Origin of the sequence: Microbacterium sp. Marseille-Q6648, from assembly GCF_943181415.1 — a bacterium.
Taxonomy (GTDB): domain Bacteria; phylum Actinomycetota; class Actinomycetes; order Actinomycetales; family Microbacteriaceae; genus Microbacterium.
The window spans coordinates 237,727-256,704 of the sequence record NZ_CALPBZ010000005.1; the positions used below are offsets into that span (position 1 = coordinate 237,727).

At 66.7% G+C, this 18,978-nt stretch carries 17 protein-coding genes and 1 pseudogene; 3 read left to right on the top strand and 15 right to left on the bottom strand.

Annotated elements, in window-relative coordinates; genetic code table 11:
• Window positions 1-27 precede the first annotated feature (27 nt).
• Together NFR93_RS13250 and NFR93_RS13255 are read right to left on the bottom strand one after the other, a co-directional pair.
• The gene (locus tag NFR93_RS13250; protein WP_502846297.1) at window positions 28-1,455 is read right to left on the bottom strand and encodes a sugar porter family MFS transporter; all 1,428 of its coding nucleotides are present in this window, start codon (window positions 1,453-1,455) and stop codon (window positions 28-30) included.
• Between the two features lie 65 nt (window positions 1,456-1,520).
• Entirely contained in the window at window positions 1,521-2,516 is a 996-nt protein-coding gene (locus NFR93_RS13255; protein WP_251454046.1) for a sugar phosphate isomerase/epimerase family protein, read from the bottom strand.
• A 160-nt stretch (window positions 2,517-2,676) separates the two neighbouring features.
• Between NFR93_RS13255 and NFR93_RS13260 the strand changes: the two genes are divergently transcribed.
• Window positions 2,677-3,879, top strand: coding sequence for a Gfo/Idh/MocA family protein (locus NFR93_RS13260; protein ID WP_251454048.1), 1,203 nt, complete (start codon window positions 2,677-2,679; stop codon window positions 3,877-3,879).
• A gap of 186 nt (window positions 3,880-4,065) precedes the next feature.
• Here NFR93_RS13260 and NFR93_RS16005 read toward each other — a convergent pair whose 3' ends face one another.
• From NFR93_RS16005 to NFR93_RS13295, 6 genes and pseudogenes are all read right to left on the bottom strand, one after another.
• Window positions 4,066-4,218, bottom strand: a complete 153-nt coding sequence (locus NFR93_RS16005) for an SDR family NAD(P)-dependent oxidoreductase (RefSeq protein ID WP_285814604.1) — start codon at window positions 4,216-4,218, stop codon at window positions 4,066-4,068.
• A 56-nt stretch (window positions 4,219-4,274) separates the two neighbouring features.
• Window positions 4,275-5,504 (bottom strand): annotated as a pseudogene (istB, locus tag NFR93_RS16120) (IS21-like element helper ATPase IstB); the annotation flags it as partial.
• 425 nt (window positions 5,505-5,929) lie between these two features.
• The gene (locus NFR93_RS13280) at window positions 5,930-6,556 is read right to left on the bottom strand and encodes a bifunctional 4-hydroxy-2-oxoglutarate aldolase/2-dehydro-3-deoxy-phosphogluconate aldolase (RefSeq protein WP_251454050.1); all 627 of its coding nucleotides are present in this window, start codon (window positions 6,554-6,556) and stop codon (window positions 5,930-5,932) included.
• Entirely contained in the window at window positions 6,553-7,497 is a 945-nt protein-coding gene (locus tag NFR93_RS13285; protein ID WP_251454052.1) for a sugar kinase, read from the bottom strand. The genes NFR93_RS13280 and NFR93_RS13285 overlap by 4 nt, the downstream gene beginning before the upstream one ends.
• Before the next feature lie 14 nt (window positions 7,498-7,511).
• A complete protein-coding gene (locus NFR93_RS13290; RefSeq protein ID WP_251454054.1) occupies window positions 7,512-8,270 on the bottom strand; it encodes an SDR family NAD(P)-dependent oxidoreductase in 759 nt (252 codons plus the stop codon).
• Complete coding sequence (locus tag NFR93_RS13295) at window positions 8,267-9,463, bottom strand: mandelate racemase/muconate lactonizing enzyme family protein (RefSeq protein WP_251454056.1); 1,197 nt, start codon at window positions 9,461-9,463, stop codon at window positions 8,267-8,269. The genes NFR93_RS13290 and NFR93_RS13295 overlap by 4 nt, the downstream gene beginning before the upstream one ends.
• 156 nt (window positions 9,464-9,619) lie before the next feature.
• Here NFR93_RS13295 and NFR93_RS13300 point away from each other — a divergent pair, with 156 nt between their 5' ends.
• Window positions 9,620-10,954: a GntP family permease gene (locus tag NFR93_RS13300; protein WP_251454058.1), complete on the top strand. Its 1,335-nt coding sequence runs from the start codon at window positions 9,620-9,622 to the stop codon at window positions 10,952-10,954.
• Between the two features lie 58 nt (window positions 10,955-11,012).
• Window positions 11,013-11,756, top strand: a complete 744-nt coding sequence (locus NFR93_RS13305; RefSeq protein WP_251454060.1) for a FadR/GntR family transcriptional regulator — start codon at window positions 11,013-11,015, stop codon at window positions 11,754-11,756.
• 34 nt (window positions 11,757-11,790) lie between these two features.
• Here NFR93_RS13305 and NFR93_RS13310 read toward each other — a convergent pair whose 3' ends face one another.
• The 7 genes from NFR93_RS13310 to NFR93_RS13340 all read right to left on the bottom strand — a co-directional run bounded on the left by NFR93_RS13310 (window position 11,791) and on the right by NFR93_RS13340 (window position 18,874).
• Window positions 11,791-12,564: an SDR family NAD(P)-dependent oxidoreductase gene (locus NFR93_RS13310; RefSeq protein ID WP_251454063.1), complete on the bottom strand. Its 774-nt coding sequence runs from the start codon at window positions 12,562-12,564 to the stop codon at window positions 11,791-11,793.
• Window positions 12,565-12,611: 47 nt separating this feature from the next.
• Window positions 12,612-13,505 (bottom strand): SMP-30/gluconolactonase/LRE family protein, encoded by an 894-nt coding sequence (locus tag NFR93_RS13315; RefSeq protein WP_251454077.1) that lies wholly within the window; start codon window positions 13,503-13,505, stop codon window positions 12,612-12,614.
• Window positions 13,498-14,529, bottom strand: coding sequence for an ABC transporter permease (locus NFR93_RS13320; protein ID WP_251454079.1), 1,032 nt, complete (start codon window positions 14,527-14,529; stop codon window positions 13,498-13,500). Before NFR93_RS13320 ends, NFR93_RS13315 begins: the two co-directional genes overlap by 8 nt.
• Window positions 14,526-15,518, bottom strand: a complete 993-nt coding sequence (locus NFR93_RS13325) for an ABC transporter permease (RefSeq protein WP_251454081.1) — start codon at window positions 15,516-15,518, stop codon at window positions 14,526-14,528. Before NFR93_RS13325 ends, NFR93_RS13320 begins: the two co-directional genes overlap by 4 nt.
• 23 nt (window positions 15,519-15,541) lie before the next feature.
• The gene (locus NFR93_RS13330) at window positions 15,542-17,068 is read right to left on the bottom strand and encodes a sugar ABC transporter ATP-binding protein (RefSeq protein ID WP_251454083.1); all 1,527 of its coding nucleotides are present in this window, start codon (window positions 17,066-17,068) and stop codon (window positions 15,542-15,544) included.
• Window positions 17,065-18,057 (bottom strand): substrate-binding domain-containing protein, encoded by a 993-nt coding sequence (locus tag NFR93_RS13335; protein ID WP_251454085.1) that lies wholly within the window; start codon window positions 18,055-18,057, stop codon window positions 17,065-17,067. The genes NFR93_RS13330 and NFR93_RS13335 overlap by 4 nt, the downstream gene beginning before the upstream one ends.
• A gap of 499 nt (window positions 18,058-18,556) precedes the next feature.
• Window positions 18,557-18,874: an ArsR family transcriptional regulator gene (locus tag NFR93_RS13340; RefSeq protein ID WP_251454087.1), complete on the bottom strand. Its 318-nt coding sequence runs from the start codon at window positions 18,872-18,874 to the stop codon at window positions 18,557-18,559.
• Between the last annotated feature and the right edge of the window lie 104 nt (window positions 18,875-18,978).

Consider the following 18,978-nt stretch of genomic DNA (forward strand, 5'->3'; position numbering starts at 1 on the left):
AGAGTTCCTTTCTAGTGATTGCCGTCGTCAGATTCCGCGACGACGGGTGGTGTAGATGACGCCGGTGGCCAGATCCTCTTCGAGCCTTTCCAGGGAGCGCCCGTGCGTCTCAGGAACCTGCGTCACCACGAAGATCGTCGACACGACGCCGAATGCAGCGAAGAGGAAGAATGTCCCCGAGATGCCGAGCGAGGCGACCATCGTCGGGAAGAACAGGCTGATCGCGGCATTCGCCATCCACAGGAAGAACACCGAGATCCCGATCGCGAAGCCGCGGATCTTTAGGGGGAACATCTCTGCGAGGATCACCCAGACGGTGAGGCCGAGGGTCAGGGACATCACGCCCACGAAGAGCACGAGCAGTGCGAGCACGATCGATGCCCTCACCACGCCGGGCGCCATCGCGTTGGCGATGAACCCTACGAGCAGATGAATGACGGTGATGATGACGAAACCCGAGATGATCATGACGCGGCGCCGGACGCGATTGAGCATCTTCAAGCCGACCGCCATCGCAATCACTGCGATGAGCCCGTTCGCTGTGTTCGCAATCAGCGCGGCGTTCGCCTCGAAGCCCGCCTCAGTGAGCAGCTGCGACCCGTAGAACATGACCGAGTTGATCCCGGTGAGCTGTTGGACGACCCCCAGCCCGATCCCGACCAGGACGATTCGGAGCACCCACGGCATACGCAGCGAGCGCCATCCGCCGAGTTTGGACTCTTCTTCCTCCTCGGTCAAGCGGGCGACCTCCGCCATCTCGGCCTCGGCGCGATCAACAGTCCGCAATTGCTTCAGAACATCAAGCGCGTCGTCCTCACGGCCCTGCGACAGAAGCCATCGCGGGCTCTCAGGTGCGCGAAGCATGCCGAGGAACAGAACGATCGCGGGGAGCGCGGCGATCGCAAGCATGACGCGCCAGATCCCCTCATGCCCGGCCCAGACGTTTCCGATGATGGCATTGATCACGAAGGCTGCGAACTGCCCGCTCACCACCATGAGCTCGTTGATCCCGGTGATCGATCCACGTCGTTCTGTCGGAGCGATCTCCGCAAGGAAGACGGGCACCGTGACCGACGCGCCCCCCACAGCGAGTCCGAGGACGACCCGCGCCGCGACCATGACTTCGAAGTTGGGGGCGAACACGCAAGCGAACGTTGCACAGAAGAAGAGCACAGCCAGTCCGAGAATCGTCTTGCGTCGCCCAACAGCGTCGGAGATCCGGCCGCCGAGCACAGACCCGATAGCCGCACCGACCAGCAGAGAGCTCGTGACGACACCCTCGGTGAGTGGCGTGAGGCCGAGTTCCTGCGTCATCGGCGCCAGCGCGCCGTTGATCACTCCGGTGTCGTACCCGAACAGCAGTCCACCGAAAGTCGCGACCACAGCAACGGTGCGCAGCCGCCCGTCATGACGTCCGGGCCTCAATTCGGGAAGCTCCGACTGAGTGGTTGACACCGTCGGATCCGGCCCGACCACCGTGTTCTCGTTTCCCTCGGTTCGCATCCTGATCGTCCGGTCCGTCACGAAGCCAACTCGATCGCCTGGCGGAGGGTGTCGGCGGCAATCGGAATAGCCTCCTCCCGCGGAAGATCCCAGTCCTCGTTCTCAATGCAAACCGCACCGTCGAACCCCGCATCGCGAAGGTTGCGGAGGAACCCGCCCCACCATTGCACATCGTGACCACGACCCGCGGCGACGAACCTCCACGGTCCGTCGGCAGGTGGGCGGGTAGTCAGGTACCGCCCTCCGAGCGGGAGAGGATGCTCCTCGGCGGGAATGCGGGTGAATCGATCGTCGAGCACGCCGTACTCGGCGATCCCGTCCGCGACGAGCACCGTGTCCTTCGCGGCAACGTGCCAGATCCGGCCCGCGAACCGCTTGACCATGCGGTTCGGGTCAATGCCCTGCCAGAAGAGGTGGCTGGGATCCATGTTCACGCCGAGATACTCGGAGCCCACCTCGTCGATGAACCTTTCCAAGGTGCCGGGGTTGTAGGTGAGCATGTGCGGGTGCACTTCGAGTGCCAGTCGCACGTCATGCTGCTCTGCAAGCTTCGCGATCTCCTTCCAGTACGGGATCGCGACAGACCACTGATAGTCGCGCACCTCGAGCAGGCCGCTCTCCCAGGGGACGAGCGACCACGTAGGCAGTGTCGCTCCCGGCCCGGAGCCCACGCTCCCCGACATGACGTTGAGCCGATCGAGGCCAAGCTGCCGGCTGAGCACGATAGCGTCGCGCAACTCGCGCGCATGTGGCTGGCTCACCATCGGATCAGGGTGGATCGGATTGCTGTTCGCGTTGAGGATCGCAAGATTCACGCCCTTGTCGGCGAAGAGCCCGAGGAACTCGTCGCGCGCCGCAGCGCTGGCGACGAGCGCACTGGGATCGCAGTGCACGTTGCCGAAGAATCCGCCAGCGGGCACCTCCGCCTCGGTGATGTTCCACTCATTGAGTCGATCCAGAGCGTCGGCGAGGCTGAGGTCGAGGAATGCGGAAAGAAAAAGTCCGACTTTCATGTGAATCTCCAGGCGACGTCGCACGAGACCCACTCCAGGGTCGGCGAACGCTGTTGTTCGATGCGGTCGGATCCACCGTAATCCGACTAGACAAATATTGTCAATACGTCCTAACATAGACCGCTGGCGCGACGCACGCGCCACGGAAGAAGGAAGCTCAATGACGATTACCTCTACCGCCCCCTGGGGGCGGACGCTGCGCGTGGCCCTGATCGGCGGCGGCCTGATGGCGAAGTCGCACTCGGTCGCTTACGACGCTCTCCCGATTCTGTTCCCCGATCTTGGCGCGAAGCCCGAACTCGCGATCCTGGCTGATGCATCCGAAGAGCTTGCACGAACGAATGCCGAGCGCCTGGGCTTTGCTGCGTGGACGAGCGACTGGCGCGAGGCGGTGGCCGACCCCGAAATCGACATCATCGATATCGTCACCCCCAACTGGCTGCACTACGAGATCGCCATGGCGGCAATCGCGGCAGGAAAGCACGTGTACTGCGAAAAGCCGCTGGCGATCACGGCGACGGAAGCGAAGCAGATGTGGGAGGCGGCACGCGCCGCGAAGGTCGCGACGATCGTCGGCTTCTCGTACCTCGGCAATCCCGGAATCCAGCTTGCACGTGAACTCGTCCAGGACGGCACTCTTGGCGAGATCTGGTCGATCAAGGCGCACTTCATCGTCGACGCGAACGCCGACCCCCGGCTGCCGCGCACGTGGCATTACGAACGGTCCAAGGCCGGCCTGGGCGCGCTGGGCGACATCGGCTCGCACGCAGTGTCGATCGTCGAGGCAGTCGCCGGCGAGTTCGTCGAAGTGTTCGGGGAACTCTCGACCGCGGTGAAGCAACGCCCCGAAGCGGTCGGTGCGCTTTCTTACGGGTCGACCGCCTCGGCAGACGCACCGCTGCTTCCCGTCGAGAACGACGACATCGCGTTCGTCCTCGGACGCCTCACTTCCGGCGCGACAGCCTCGATCGAGGCGAATCGCGTCGGCAACGGCCATCCATTCGATCTCGGCTTCGAGATTCTCGGTTCCGGCGGATCCCTGCGCTTCTCGCAGCAGGAATCGTACAAAGTCGAGCTCTTCCTCCGCGACGGAAGCATTCACCGGTTCCCCGGCACGACGACGGTCACGCTGGGCCCGAGTCACCCCAACTACGCCGCATTTTGGCCGTTTCCCGGAGTAACGATCGGCCTGCACGAACTCAAGGCGGTCGAGATCAGGAACCTCTTCGACGCGATCCTCCACGGCACGCAGGCTTATCCCTCGTTCGAGCAGGGGTGGCGCGTCGCCGAGGTATTGGAGGCGTCCGCGCGCTCCAGCGAAAACGGTCGCTGGACGCGCGTGCTGGAGGATGGCTCCGCCTGATCGCCAAGAGGCGCTGTCCTCCGGAGACTGGGCCGGCGCGCCATCCCGCGTGTCCGTCCCGTGTGATTGTTCAGTTCTTCGCGGCAGGCAGGTGACGCGTGGCGGGACCTCGAGGATTCAGCCGACGCATTACGCCTGCCGCGAGCTGGAGCGGGACAACGGCGGAGCATCTCTTCGCCGAGCCGTTCATTCGATTGAGCCCCGCGGCCGAGCGCTTCGCGCGCGCCGACTCCCGAGCAACGGCTGCACGACGCGGGCTCCGTCTGCAACGAGTCGGCGACAGACGGCTGAGCCGAGACCACCACCGCCGCCGGTGACGATCGCGACCTTCCCCTGCAACCTTCTGTCGATTCAGCATTCTCCTTGGTCTCGTCGGTTTACACAGCGTGGCTGCGTCATCCCTTGCGGGTCTCTCTGGCGACGAAGGCCGCCGTCTCACGGAAGGCGTGCGCACTCTCCCTGGTGCCGCCTATCGGGAAGACGTGCGCCATCTCGGCGTAGCAACGGTGGTCCACCTCGGGGTTGACTTCGACGAGCCGGCGAGCATCAGAATCGAGCACCTCACGATCGCCTGTGAAGATCAATGTCGGCGGAAGACCTGCCTGATCTGCGTAGAGCGGGCTGATTCGCGGATCCTTCGGTTCAAGCCCGGGCGCCCAGAGCGCGGCGCCGTTGCGGATGAGGCTGCGGGTCACGCTGGGATCGCGGCGTTCGAGTTCCGCCTGATCGTGGCCGGATGCGCTGAGGTCGAGGACGGGTGAGTAGAGCACGAGCGCCGCCGGAAGGGGGCCCCCATCGTCTCTCAGAGACTGGGCGAGCAGCATTGCGATGTTGCCTCCGGCTGAATCACCCGTGATGACAATACTCTCGGCGCCGTGTTCCTCGACCATCTCCAAGTAGAGGTCGCGGCAGAAGGCCATCGTCTCCTTCCAGTGACGCTCGGGTGCGAGGGGGTAGATCGCCATCGTGATGTCGGCGTCGAGATTCTTGAGCAGACCGGCGACGAGGCCGTACTGAATACCCTGCATGTCCATGACCCAGGCGCCGCCATCGTCGGCGTGGTGGACGATCCGGTCGATCATCGCGGCGGCGACGGCCTGGTCGCCGAAGACTCCGCCCCAGCCGGAGAACGGCAGGTTCGAGGTGAGGATCAGCGATGCGTGTTCGTAACGGGACGAGACGAGCTGGAAGAACAGGTTCGCGGCGTCTTGCTCGAACGGGAGGTAGCCGACTTCGTCCACGATGATCAGACCGTAGCGGCGTAGTCGGGAGAGCTCTCGGGGCAGGTTGCCTTGCCGGTGCGCGTCGGTGAGGCGGGTGACCCAGTCCGTCGCGGTCGCGAACAACACCCGGTGCCCGTGGCGTGCGGCGACGATCCCGAGCGCGGTGGCAAGGTGCGTCTTCCCAGTGCCGGGCGGGCCCAGGAGGACGACGTTCTGCGCTTCGAGAAGGAACCCGCCGGAGGCCAGGCCGGCGATCTGCTGACGGGTTGCGGGTTGCGCATCCCAATCGAAGTCCTCGAGCGTCTTCCGCGCCGGGAAGCCTGCTGCTTTGATGCGCAGCTCCGCGCCCGACGCGTTGCGGGCGGAGACCTCGCGCTCGAGGACGGCGGCGAGGTAGTCCTCTGGGTGGCCTCGTTTTCGCCCGTCGTTAACGCTTCAGATTCGACCGTCGCCGACATGGAGAGCTTCTGTCGGCAAAGTTCCGAGTCCGCGCAACGCATCCCCCGCGAAAACACCCGCTTTACCGGTGGTTCTTTCCGCGGAGACGGAGTGATCTGAACTAGCGCGCGCACCATATGTCTCGCGTCCACGCGCGGTTTCTCGCTTAAAACAGGAACGCACAGCGTCGGTCGGTCTCGCCTGGTTCAGGACCATTCGTGGCAGAAACGTGGCGGCGTTCTTCCATCTTCGAGCCAGGCAGGTGGTGAACGGGCTCTCACGAACTGCGACGTCGTGCGCGTAGAAGCGACCCGCGGGCGGTCCTGGGAGACAACGCGCGCCGCATCCATCAGCCTGGCACGCGAGTGGTCCTCTGCTATGAGAGGCGCTCAGCGACGGCCGTGTGCCTCAAGGAGATCGGTGATCCGCGCCCTCTGCACCGGATCGTCGAACGCGGCGCCGACCGCGACGACCCGCACACCCGCCGCCAGGAACTCGGCGGCCGAGTGCGCATCCATCCCGCCGGTCGCGACGAAGCGCTGATCGGGAAATGGCCCTAGCACCGCCGACACCCAGCTCGGACCGAGCACGGAGGCGGGGAACGCCTTAGTCCACAGCAACCCCTCGCGGCGGGCCGCGAGCACCTCGCTTGGGGTGCTGACGCCCGGAAGATGTGCCAGCCCGCGCGCTGCGCTGGCCCGCGCGACGTCGTCGGACAGCCCCGGCGAGACCGTGTACGACGCGCCCGCCGCCTGAACCTCCGCTACCTGGTCGACATCGACGATGGTTCCGGCTCCGACCTGACGCCCCCGCTCGCGCGCGGCGCCCGCCACCGCGCGAAGAGTCGGCAGGGCGTCGGGCGTCTGGACCGGGATCTCGACGTGGACGACACCAAGATCCCAGGCGCGCGCAGCGCGGGCCACCGCATCCGCCGGCGTCATGTTGCGGAAGACGCCCATGATCGGCTGAGAGGCGAAGAGCTCGTCGAAAGCGCGGGTGTGGAAAGAATCGGTCATCGGCCGTCTCCTGTCGTCGCGAATGCCGCCGGCTGGTGACCCGGCCGTACGTCCTCGATGCCGCCGATCGTCCATGCGGCGGCGCTGTGCCCGCGCGCGAGCCTGGCCCGCGACACCTCACCGCGGAGATACCCGGCGAGATAGCCGCCGGCGAACGCGTCTCCCGCGCCCACCAGCTCCACCACGTCGACCGGTGCGGGGCGCACCGAGGTGACGCGCCGCTCGCGCGCGCTGCGGTCGACTTCGACCGCAGCCACATCTCCGTCCTTCACGACCACCGTGGCGGGGCCGGAGAGCAACGCGACAATCTCATCGACCGTGGACGTGCCCCACAGCGACTCGGCCTCGTCCCGGCCGACGAGCACGATGTCGGCGCGCTGCGCCAGGGCGAGCAGCGCGTCGGCGGCGTTGCGGCCGCGCCAGAGCTGCGGACGGAAATTCACATCGAACGATATCGTCGCACCGGCGTGGCGCGCGTGGGCGAAGAGCGCGTCGACGAATCCGGCCGCCGACGGCGAGATGGCGGCCAGCACGCCCGAGGTGTGCACGATGCTGCCCCGGGCGAGCTCGAGCCCACCAACGTCACCGGGTGACAGCTCCGAGGCCGCCGATCCGGCGCGGTAGTAGTGTGCACGCGCGCCACCATCGGCGGTCCGCTCCTTGTAGTACAGCCCCGTCGGCGCGGAGGTGTCGACGGTCACCGCTGAGGTGTCCACCCCCTCGCCTTCGAGCACCCACCTCACCAGCCGCCCAAACGGGTCGTCGCCGAGCCGAGACATCCATGCGGCGCGCACGCCCTGTGCACTGAGATGACGGGCCACATTCGCTTCTGCACCGCCGACGTGCACCGACAGTGTCGCCGGCAGGAGCGGGCCGACCGGGCCGGCGTCGGTCAACATCACCATCGCCTCTCCGACGCAAAGCACTTCGAACCTCGCCATGTATTGCTCCTCCCTCAGTGGAAGTACTGCGCGCCATTGACATCGATCACTGCACCACTGACGAAAGACGCGTCATCTGAAGCCAGCCAACGCGCGGCGCCGGCGACGTCTGCCGGCCGCCCGGCGCGAGCGAGAGGGATGCCGGAGATCGTCCGGCTCTTGGACTCCTCGGTCGTGAACGTGTCGTGAAACGGCGTGGCCTCGATGAACCCCGGCGCCAGCGCGTTGACGGTGATCCCGACGGGCCCGAGCTCGGTGGCGAGCGAGCGGGTGAACCCCAGGATCCCCGCCTTCGCTGTCGCGTACGCGAGGGCGCCCGCGTGACCGCCGGTGTGGGCAGCCAGGGAGGCGACGTTGATGATGCGCCCGCCTGCGTGGTTCGGCAGATGGGGCAGCGCTGCGGCGCTGAAGAGGAAGGTCGAGTCGAGGTTCAGCGCGAGGATGCTGCGCCACGTCGGCAAATCGAGTTCCGCGAGTCCTGCCCGTCGGCCGAGGCCGCCGACATTGTTCACCAGGATGTCGAAGCGTCCGAACTCCTCCACCACGCGCCCGACCGCATCGCGCACCTCCGGCTCGTTGCGCGCGTCCACCGCCAGCGCCAGCGCCGGGCCGCCTGGCCCGTTCAGCGATGCGAGTTCTTCGTGGCTTGGAGCGTGCGTGCGGTAGGTGACGGCAACGCGCGTGCCCGCCTGCGCCAAGGCGCGAGCGATCGCCGCGCCGATCCCCACCCCGCCGCCGGTGACGAGCGCCGTACGCCCCGACAGCGAGGTCATACCCGGACCCGTCCGCTGTCACCGCTGCGTACGAGATACCGCTCGACCACGTCGCCGTCGACATCGACACCCAGACCCGGGCCGTCGGGCACACGCACCCGACCGTCGTCGAGCACGAATTCGCTCGCGAGCAGATCATCTCGCAACGGGTTGCGGGTGCGGTCGAACTCGATCACGGGCTCGTTCTGGAGCGCGCGCGGAACGTGAGTGTACGGGGCGAGCGGCAACGCGGCACACACCTGCAGGGCTGCCGCCAGCGCAATGCCCGATCCCCACACGTGCGGGATGGTCCGCAGGTTGTGGGCGGAGGCGAGCGTCGCGATGCGCTGCACCTCGGAGATGCCTCCGCACACGCAGATGTCGGGCTGGATGATGTCGACGCACCCGTCCGCGATGAAATCACGGAAGCCGTACCGCGTGTACTCCGCCTCGCCGCCGGCGATCGGGATGTCGAGCCGTGAGCGCACGCGCGCGTAGCCGGCTCGATCCTCCGGCGGGACCGGCTCTTCGAAGAATTGGAACCCGTAGTGCTCGAGCACACGGCCCATCGCGATGGCGGAGCTGGAGTTGTACGCGTGATTGGCGTCGGCCAGCAGCGTGAAGTCCTCGCCGAGCGCGTCGCGGACCGCGGCGACGCGGCGGGCATCGTCGCGCACGTCGAGCAGGCCCACCTTGACCTTCAGCATCCCGAAGCCATCAGCCGCGTACCCCGCCACCGTGGCCGAGAGTCGATCGAGGTCACGCCCGGGCTCGAAGTCGGTGGATGAGTAGTAGCCACCCGTGCCGTACGCCTTGACGCTCTCGCGGAACCGTCCGCCGATGAGCGTCGACACCGACGCGTTCAGCGTCTTGCCCAGGATGTCCCACAGGGCGATATCGATGGCGCTGATGGCTTCGATGTACGGTCCCTTCTGCCCGTAGTCGCGCGTGGTCGAGTACAACAGATCCCAGACCACCCCCGGACTCGCATCGGGCGCTGCCAGCAGGCGCTCGGCGAGGACGTCGTCGATGCAGCTCTGCACCGGCTCGGGCGGGCCGTACTGGCCGCCCTCACCCCACCCGACGACGCCGTCGGTGGTCGTCAGACGGACGAGCAGGCTCGTCCGTTCGGGGAATCTGGCCTGCGAGGAATAGAACGTGTCGGCACCCAGCGGGGTGCGCAGCACGAAGGTCTCGACGCGCTCGATCTTCATTGATGCCCTTCTCTCATGCTCTACCACGGTACCAGTCCTCAGATGACTTTGGCCATAGGTCTAGCGGAACGACCATGAATTGACAGCCGGACAGTGGCCGAGTTAGCGTGCAGTTGTCTGAGGACTCGTTAACTTCGATGGAAAGCGGTGACAGTGATGTCGACAGCCTGGGTAATCGTGCTCTTTGTAGCCGTCTTCGTGGGGATCGCGCTCCTCATCGTGCGCCTGCGTATCAACCCGGCGATCGCGCTCCTCGTCGGCACGGTGGTCCTGGGCGTCGCATCCGGGATGAGCCTCGACGACGTCGTGACGGGCGTGAACGAGGGCTTCGGGGCTCTGATGGCCGAGGTCGGACTGCTGATTAGCCTGGGCGTCATCATGGGAACGCTCATGTCGAGCTACGGAGCCGTACAACGCATCGTCGGCGGCATCGTCGGTTTGTTCGGCCGACGAGCATCGCCGTACGCGTTCAGCCTGACGCTGTCCACCCTCACTCCCTCCATCTACTTCGACGTGCTGCTGGTGCTGGTGGCTCCCATCGCTCGCACCGTGGCGAACCGGACCGGACGGCCGGTGGCATCCCTGGCCGGACCGGTGGCGATGGGCCTCGCGGCGGGTAACGCGCTCGTGCTCCCCGGCGCCGCACTGCTGGCCTACCTCGGCGCCATGCGCATCTCGGTGAGCGAGATGCTCATCCCCGGTTTCGTGGTCGCGATTCCCGCGGTCTTGCTCACGACCTTCCTCTACCTGCTCCTCATCGAGCGCCTGCGCTGGTGGAAGCCCGCTCTTGACGAAGACGTCCGCGACGAGGCTGTACCCGATCCCGCGGACGACGCACCCTCGCCCCGGTTGGGGATGCTGACCGCACTCGCTCCCGTGCTGGTCGTGCTCGTGCTCATCATCTCGTCGATCGTCATCCCGCTGTTCGGCGTCGAGGTCCCCGTCATCGACTTCCTCGGGTCGCCCGTCATCGCCCTGTTGCTCGGCACGCTCACCGCCCTGGTGATCACGGTCCTCAAGCGCGGACTCGCCGCCCAGGAGGTCGAGGTGGGCAGGGCCCTCGAGACGGTGGGCACGATCCTCGTCGTCACCGCGGTCGCCGGCTCGCTCGGGGCGATCATCGCGGGCACCGGCATCCAGGACGTGCTGTCGGGACTACTCGGCGCGAACGCGGTGCTGCCCCTCGTCACCGTCTGGGTGATTGCTGCGATCCTGCGCATGGCGATCGGCGGTCAGACGGTCGCCGGCATCACAGCCATCGGCATCATGGCGCCGCTCATGGGCGAGCTGGGGGTGTCGCCGATCCTCGTAGTTCTCGCCGCTGGCGCGGGCAGCTGCTTCGGCGGCCAGTTCAGCGACAACGCCTTCTGGATGCTGCGGAGCCTGTTCGGACTGTCCACGCGCGGCACTCTGAAGACGTACACCCTCGCCCAGTCCATGCTCTCGATCGTCGTCCTCGTCTTCGTGCTGATCGCCGACATCTTCGTCTGAGCCGAGTCCGCGGCCGATGCAGTAGAGTCACAGCAAGATCCTGGAGGAGTGCTCGCCCGTGGAAACTGCCGAAGGGCCGACCCGCTCCGATCTCCCCCGGACACGACGCAAGGTCTCCGACGTCGCGGCGGAACAGCTCGAGCTGAAAATCAGGTCGGGCGAATACCCGGTCGGCACGAAGCTCGCGGCCGAACCGGCGCTCGCCAAGATCTTCGGCGTCGGTCGCAGTTCGATGCGCGAAGCGGTGCGCACCCTGTCTGCGGCCGGGTACCTGCGAAGCGCCCACGGCAGCGGCGTCTTCGTCGTGAGCGATCGACCGGTCAACACGGCGGTCAACGATCGCACGCTGTCCGGCGGGTACACGATGACCGACCTGCTGGAGGCGCGCGAGTCCATCGAAGCGCGCTGCGCCGAGCTAGCTGCGGCGCGGATGTCCGACCACCACCGCGAGGTCATCCAGTCGATCCTGGCCGCCGCCGCCCCGCGCGAGGTGTCGCAACAGGTCTTCGTGACGCTCGACGCGCAGTTCCACCGTCAGATCGCCGAGGCCAGCAGCAACCCGCTCCTGCTGGACATCTGGGACTCGATCGCCCCGCAGTTCACGCAGTATTCGTTCAAGGTGATCGACATCCCCGGGCGGCAGCGGCGTGCGCATCTGGATCACTGCGACATCGCCGAGGCGGTGTTCGCGGGCGACTCCGAGCGGGCGGCGCGTCTCGCCCGGGAGCACGTCGATGCGGTCCGTCAAGAGCTGCGGGCACTCGATGCCGCGGTGGCGGTACAACTGAAGGGCGCTCCCTGACGGGAACGCCCTTCGCGCGATCTGCCTCGCGGACTCAGGTCATGATGGCGCCGGCGGTGACGTTCAGTGCCTGGCCGGTGAGCGCGCTGCTCTCGTCAGACGCCAGGAAGGCGATGACGTTCGCGACCTCCATGGGCTGGATGAAGCGCCCCATCGGGCTGTCCGACTCCCATTCCCGGCGGACCTCCTCCACCGAACGCCCTTCCGATTCCGCGTGCGACGCCATCACCTTCTCGATCCGGTCGACTTCGACTGGGCCGGGGCACACGGCGTTCACGCGCACGCCCGACGCCGCGAGTTCGAGCGCGAGCGTCTGCGTGAGGCCGAGCAGCGCCCACTTGCTGGCGACGTAGTCGGCACGGAACGGCAGCCCCCGGCGCGCCACGTTGCTCGAGGTGTTCACGACGCTCCCCCTTGCGGCGATCAGAGCCGGGATCAGCTCGCGAGTGACGAGCATCGTCCCCGTGAGGTTCACACCGATCGTGCGGTTCCAGTTGTCCAGCGGCATGTCGCGCACGAGTTGCGCCTCGCCGTTGATGCCGGCGTTGTTCACGAGCACGTCCAGCGATCCGCCGGTCAGCTCGGTCACCTGCTGCGCGAAACGCCGGATGCTTGCCTCATCGCGCAGGTCGCACTCCACGTACGAGGCGGCCGCCCCCGTCTCCGCGACGAGCGCGAGCGTCTCGTCGACCGGCTGGAAATCGGCGAGGATCAGACGCGCGCCCTCGGCCGCGAAGCGCAGGGCGATGGACTGCCCGATGCCCGCGGCACTCCCGGTGATAACGACGTTCTGGCCTTCGAATCTCATGGACTTCTCCTACGTGGTGGGTGTGGCGATGTACGGTCGGAGCCGGGTCATGGCTGCCGCAGATACGGAAGCGGGTTTCCGGAGACGGCCATGCGGATGCGGTAGACGGAGGTCAGCGCGGTGATGTACAGGGTTTTCGCGTCGTCGTCGCCCCAGTTGAGGTTGGCGGCCTGCTCCGGCACCTCGATCACCGCGATGCGCTCGCCGGACGGGGCGTAGACCCAGATGCCGCCGGGGCCGGTCACGTACACGTTGCCGTGTTCATCCGCCTTGAGCCCGTCGACGAAGTTGTCGTCGTCGCACTCAGATGCGCTGATGTGCTCGGCGAAGACGCCGATCTCGGTCAGCGGCCCGGCACCGGGCAGCGCGAATGCGCGGACGTGCGCGCGCGGGGTATCGCCGACGTACAGGATCGACTCGTCCGGAGAGACGCAGAGGCCGTTCGGTTGTTCGAGATCTGCGACCAGCAGCTCCGGCTCACCGCCGCTCGGCGGGATCCGGTACACGCCTCGCAGCGACTGCGGAACATCCCGCACGACACCCACGGTCGGCAGTGTCCGCCCGAAGTCCGGATCGGTGAACAGGATGCTGCCGTCGGCGAGCACGATGACGTCGTTGGGGCTGTTGAGCTCCGCGCCACGGGCGGTGGCGGCGATCACCTCCCGGCGAGCGCGGTAGTCCGCCGTCCGCGTGACGGTGCTCGTGGCGTGTTCGCACACGATCAGGCGACCCTCGTTGTCGAGCGTCATCCCGTTGCCCTTGCCGTTGGGTGAGCGCACGATCTCCGTGCCGCTTTCTTCGCTCCAGCGCATGAGCTTGTCGCCGGTGATGTCGCTGAACAACAGCGATCGGTCGGGCAACCACACCGGACCTTCGGTGAACACGCATCCCGACACGATGCGCTCCATCTGCGCGCCGGGCGCGAGCAGCGACTCAGGCATGACCCGAGCGGCTGCCGCTCAGCCGGAAGCTCACGCCGACGGCGAGCAGGATGATGAAGCCCTGGACCGACTGCTGGAGGTACTGCGAGATGCCCAGGAGGTTCATCACGTTTCCGACGATCGCCAGCAGGAGCACCCCGATTACTACATCGCGCACGCGCCCGACCCCGCCCATGAGACTGAGCCCGCCGACCGCGACCGCCGCGATCGAATCGAGCATGAAGTTGCCGCCGTCCGACGGCAGCACCGTCCCCGTCCGTGAGAGGAACATGATGCCGGCGATCGCCGCGAGCACGCCCGCGATCACGTACACCATCACCTTGACGCGCGGCACGGCGACACCGCTCAGGCGCGACGCGGAGTCGTTGCCGCCGATGGCGTAGACCTTCGTGCCCAGCGTGGTGCGGTTCAGGATCACCGCGGCCAGCACGATGAACACGACCCAGACGAGCACCGGGACGGGCACGATGAAGAGCTGCGCGTCGCCCAAGGCCCGGAAGAACGGATCCGGCTGGGTCACCGGCGTGGCGTTGGTCAGGAGATAAGTCACGCCTCCGACGAGCAGGAAGGTCGACAGCGTGATGATGAACGGCGGCACCGGCGTGTAACCGGCCAGGACCCCGTTCAGCAGGCCGACGAGCACACCGACGCCGATCGCGGCGAGTAGCGCGAGCGGAAGCGGGACGGTCGGCAGGAACGTGACGCTGTCGGAGCTCATACCCCCGGCCACGATGGCCGCCAGCACCGCGGTCGCCCCGACGGAGAGGTCGAGGCCCTTGGCCAGGACGGCGAAGCCCTGCGCGAGGGCGAGCACGCCGATCACCGCGCTCTGGAACAGCACCGTAGTGATGTTGGACGGGCGGATGAAGACGCCCTGGGTGATGACGATCGCGAGGATCACGACCACGATCAGCACCCAGAGCATGGGGCCACCGGGCAGCGCCTTCAAACGGAGGCGCTTCCTCGGGTCCTGCGGCGCCTCTGCGTCCACGCTCGGCGGATTCGTAACGGTGACCCCGCTCATGCGGACCCCCTTCTCGCGCCCCGGTTCTTCACCATGAGCGGGATCGTGACGGCGGCCAGGATCAGTATGGCCTTCAGCACGTTCTGCGCGTAGGTGTCGACGTTGACGAGGTTCATGATGTTGGTGAGCATGAGGTAGATGAGCGCGCCGAGCGCGACGCGGACGACGCTGCCCGACCCGCCGAACAGGCTGACGCCTCCGATAACGACTATCGCGATCGTGTCCAGTTCCCATCCCACCGCGATGCCGGGGCTTCCACTGGACGAGCGCGCGGCGAACAGCACGCCAGCCAGGCCCGCTAGGGCGCCCGAAAGCAGGAATGCCTTGAAGCGCACCCATCCGACCCGCACGCCGGCGAGCCGAGCGCTGTCGATGTCGCCGCCCACCGCGTACAGGTGCGTGCCGGTGCGGGTGAAGCGCAGCATCGCTGCGACGAGCACGACCATCAGCACCCAGATGACCGCCGAGAGCGGGACGGGCCCAAAGCGGGTGGCGTTGAGGGCGAGCAGGTTCGCATCGGTGATGATGATCCCCTGGTTGTCGATCGAGAAGGCCAGCCCCCGCGCGATCCCGAGCACGGCGAGCGTGGCCACGAAGGGCGGGATGCGCCCCCAGGTGACGGCGATGCCGCTGATTGCGCCCATGGCGGCGCCCGCGCCGATGGCCACGGGGACCGACAGGAGGCCGAGATCGCTGATCGTGACAGCTGTCACCATCGTGCTGAGTGCGAGGACGGAGCCCACGGCGAGGTCGAAGCCGCCCGAAATGATCACGACGGCTTGCCCGAGGGCTAGGAGGCCGAGGACAGAGGCCTGCTGGAGCAGCCCGTAGACGTTGAATTCGGTGAGGAAGTTGGGGCTGGCGATATAGCCGAGCAGGACCACCACGAGGAAGAGGATCTCGACCAAGTGTCGCCCGAGGTAGCGGGTGATCGCCCGCCCACGGGTGGACGGCTGGGTGCCGGGGAGTGCTGCGATGCCATCAGCCACCGCGATCGCTTGCGCGCGGCGCACTATGCCACCGCCGCCGACACGGGCACGGCAGCTGCCATGATGACCTCTTGTGTGGCGTCCGCGCGCGACAGTTCCGCCGTGACCCGCCCCTCGGACATGACCAGTATCCGATCACTCATTCCCAATACCTCCGGAAGGTCTGACGACACCATGACGATCGCGAGGCCCTCGGCGGCGAGCCGATTGATGAGCGCGTAGATCTCGCTCTTCGCGCCCACGTCCACGCCGACCGTCGGCTCATCCAGCAGCAGCACCGAGACGTTGCGCGCCAGCCACTTGGCCAGCACGACCTTCTGCTGATTGCCGCCGCTGAGAAATCGCACGAGCTGATCGCGCGATGGCGTGCGGATGCGGAACTCCTCGATGAAGCGCTGCGCGGCCGCGCGGCGCTCCTTCGCGTTGACGAACGGACCGGTCGCGAATCGATCGACCGAGGGCAGCGCGATGTTCTCCTCGACGGATCGCCCAAGCACGAGCCCCGCTCCGCGGCGATCCTCCGGGACCAATCCGATGCCGTTGCGGATGGCGTCGCGCACCGAACCGCCCGCGAGCTTGCGGCCGTTGAGGACCACCTGCCCGGCGTCCGGCGCGACATCACCGAAGATCGCGGCGAGGACCGAGCTGCGGCCCGCGCCGACGAGGCCCGCGATCCCAAGGACCTCGCCGTGACGCACGTCGAAGCTGACGTCCTCGAAACGGCCGCGTGCCGTCAGACTCTCGACGGAGAGCGCGACGGTGTCCTGCACCGAGACGGTCTTGGCGAACTGGTCGTCGAGATCGCGGCCGACCATCGCCCGAATCATCTCGGGGATGGGGGTGTCCGCGACGGCCACGGTCTTGACCCATAGGCCGTCCCGCATCACGGTGACCCGGTCGCCGAGCTGCACCACCTCGTCCAGGCGATGCGAGATGTACACGATCGCGATGCCCCGCTCGCACAGCGAACGGATGATGCGGAACAGGCCTGCCAGTTCGTGATCGCTGAGCACGGCGCTCGGCTCGTCCATGATGATCACCCGGCTGTCTCGCGTCAGCGCCTTCGCGATCTGCACGAGCTGCGCGTTTGCTGCGGAAAGCGCCGACACCGGCACGTCGACGGGGAGGTCGACGTCGATCTCGTGCAGGATCCGTGTCGCTTCGCGCCGCATGCTGCGCACGTCGAGGATGCCGAGGCGCGTGCGGCGCTCGTGCCCCAGGTACATGTTCTGCCAGACCGTGAGCTCGGGCACCAGGTCGGTCTCCTGGTAGATCGCACAGACCCCGGAGCGCAGCGCCAGCGGCGGAGTGAGACCGGTGTGCGTTTCGCCGCCGATCTCGATGGTTCCGCTGGTTGGAACCTCCGCACCGGTGAGGATGCGCATGAGGGTCGATTTGCCCGCACCGTTCTCACCGATCAGGCAGTGCACCTCTCCGGCGGCGACATCGAAGTCGACGCCTTTGAGGGCCTGCACTCCCGCGTATTTCTTCTTGATCGCCGACATCCTGACCACGGTGACGGGGCCGCCGGCGCTGCGCGCGTCGCTCATTCGGAGCAGCAGTTCATGTTCTGCTCGGTGAGGGTGTCGATCGCCGTCTGGATGGCGTCCTCGTCGTCGAGTGTGAACTCGGTCTTGGGGATCAGGACAACCGGGTCTTCGAGGGAGTCGTCCTGGATCTTCAGCCACGTGTCCATGGTGATCGCGCCGTACTGGGGCGGTGTGGAGATGGTGTAGTACATCTCGCCGGCGAGCATGGCTTCGAGTGCCGTCCGCTGCGCATCCTTGCCCCAGACCCAGGGCAGCAGCTCGGTGCGGCCCGCGGCCTTGATCGCCTGGATCGCGCCGAGCGCCATCTCGTCGTTGTCGGCGATGACGCCGTCGATCTGGCCGGCGTCGAAGCGCTGCAGGAAATCCTCCATGCAGCTGCGGCCGGGCTCGGCCGCGTACAGGCCGTCGCACGAGCCGACGATCTGGATGCCGGGGTTGTCGGCGAGCACCTGGTCGATGCCCTCCTGCTCATCGATCACGGGCGACGAACCGGTCGTCCCGGTGATGTGCAGCACGTTGCCGCGCGGCTCGCCGTTCTTTTCCGTCAGACCCTGCACCAGGCTCTCCGCCACCTTGACGCCCGACTCGACGAAGTCGATCGTGATGAGCGCCTTGTACTGGCCCTCGCCGGGCGTTCCGGGCAGCTCGCGGTCGACGACGATTAGCGGGACACCGGCAGCCTCGGCGAGCCCCGGCACGGGGGCGAGAGGCTCGTACTGCACGGGCGCCACCACCAGGAGATCGGGCTGCTTGGCGAGGAGATCATTGACGTCCTGCAGCTGCTTCGCGACATCGTCGTCGGCCGAGATCTGGATGAACTCGCATCCGGCCGCCTCGACCTGGGCCTTCATATCTTCGGAGTTGGCCACCCGCCACTCGCCGCTCAGCGAGCCCTGGGAATAGGCGACCGTACAACCGTCATCCGGCGCCCCACTGTCGCCGGCGGCGGCATCGCCGCCGCGGTTGCAGGCGGTGAGAAGGAGACCCACCGCTACGACCGATACCACTGCGGCCGCGATCTGAGGTCGACGCGTTAGAACCATGAAATGACTCCTCGTTGAGTGCCGAAACGCTGCCGTTTGGGCGTTTGATGTTCAAAGTCCTCTGAACACTTGACCACGATAGAACGAACGCAGCGACGGTGTCAACTGGTCAAAATTTGAGCGACATCGCGAGGAAGCCCCCGTCTTCGGAGCGGACAATGATGGCGGATCCCAGTCCACAGAGTTCAGATGACTTTCACCTTCACGCGCACCCTGGGGTGGCCAGGGATCGCAAGGAGCCCCGGCGACATGGTGGCGACTCACCATGTTGCGGGGCGGAGGGGATGACGCCAGCTATCTCTCGTCGTCGAGAACTGCGACCAGGTCGGCGGGGAGTGACGCGACGGCATGCGGGCTTCGACCCGTTCGGTGGAATCTGTGAGGTCCTACGAGCGGTCCGTACGGATGCAGGGCCTAACTCCAGAATCACGCGAGGGCGCGACGTTCAGATCTCACCCAACGCCTGGCCGAGCTGGAGGTAGAGCAGTGAGACGAGTTCGCTGTTCACGCTGTAGCGCACGCGTCCGCCGCGTTCCCACTCGGTCCGGGGCGGGTCGGAGATGAGCAGACCGGCCTCGAGCATTTTCTCGAGCGCGTTGAACACGGTGGGCGAAGGAATGTCGAGAGCAGCAGCGATCTCTGCCCGGGATTGGTTCGGATTGACTCTGAGGTATCCGATGATGCCGGCGCGGAGCCGGTTGCCGAACGCTTCGATGGGATCCTCCGCGCGATCGCTATTGGCGGGGCGGGCGTATCTGGGCACGCCCCATTCTCTCGACGGGCGGCGGCACCTGTCTAGAGAACCGCATGAGATATTGCTTTACTTCGTCGAGTGTAGCTATGTACCATGCACTCATGTCAAGGACT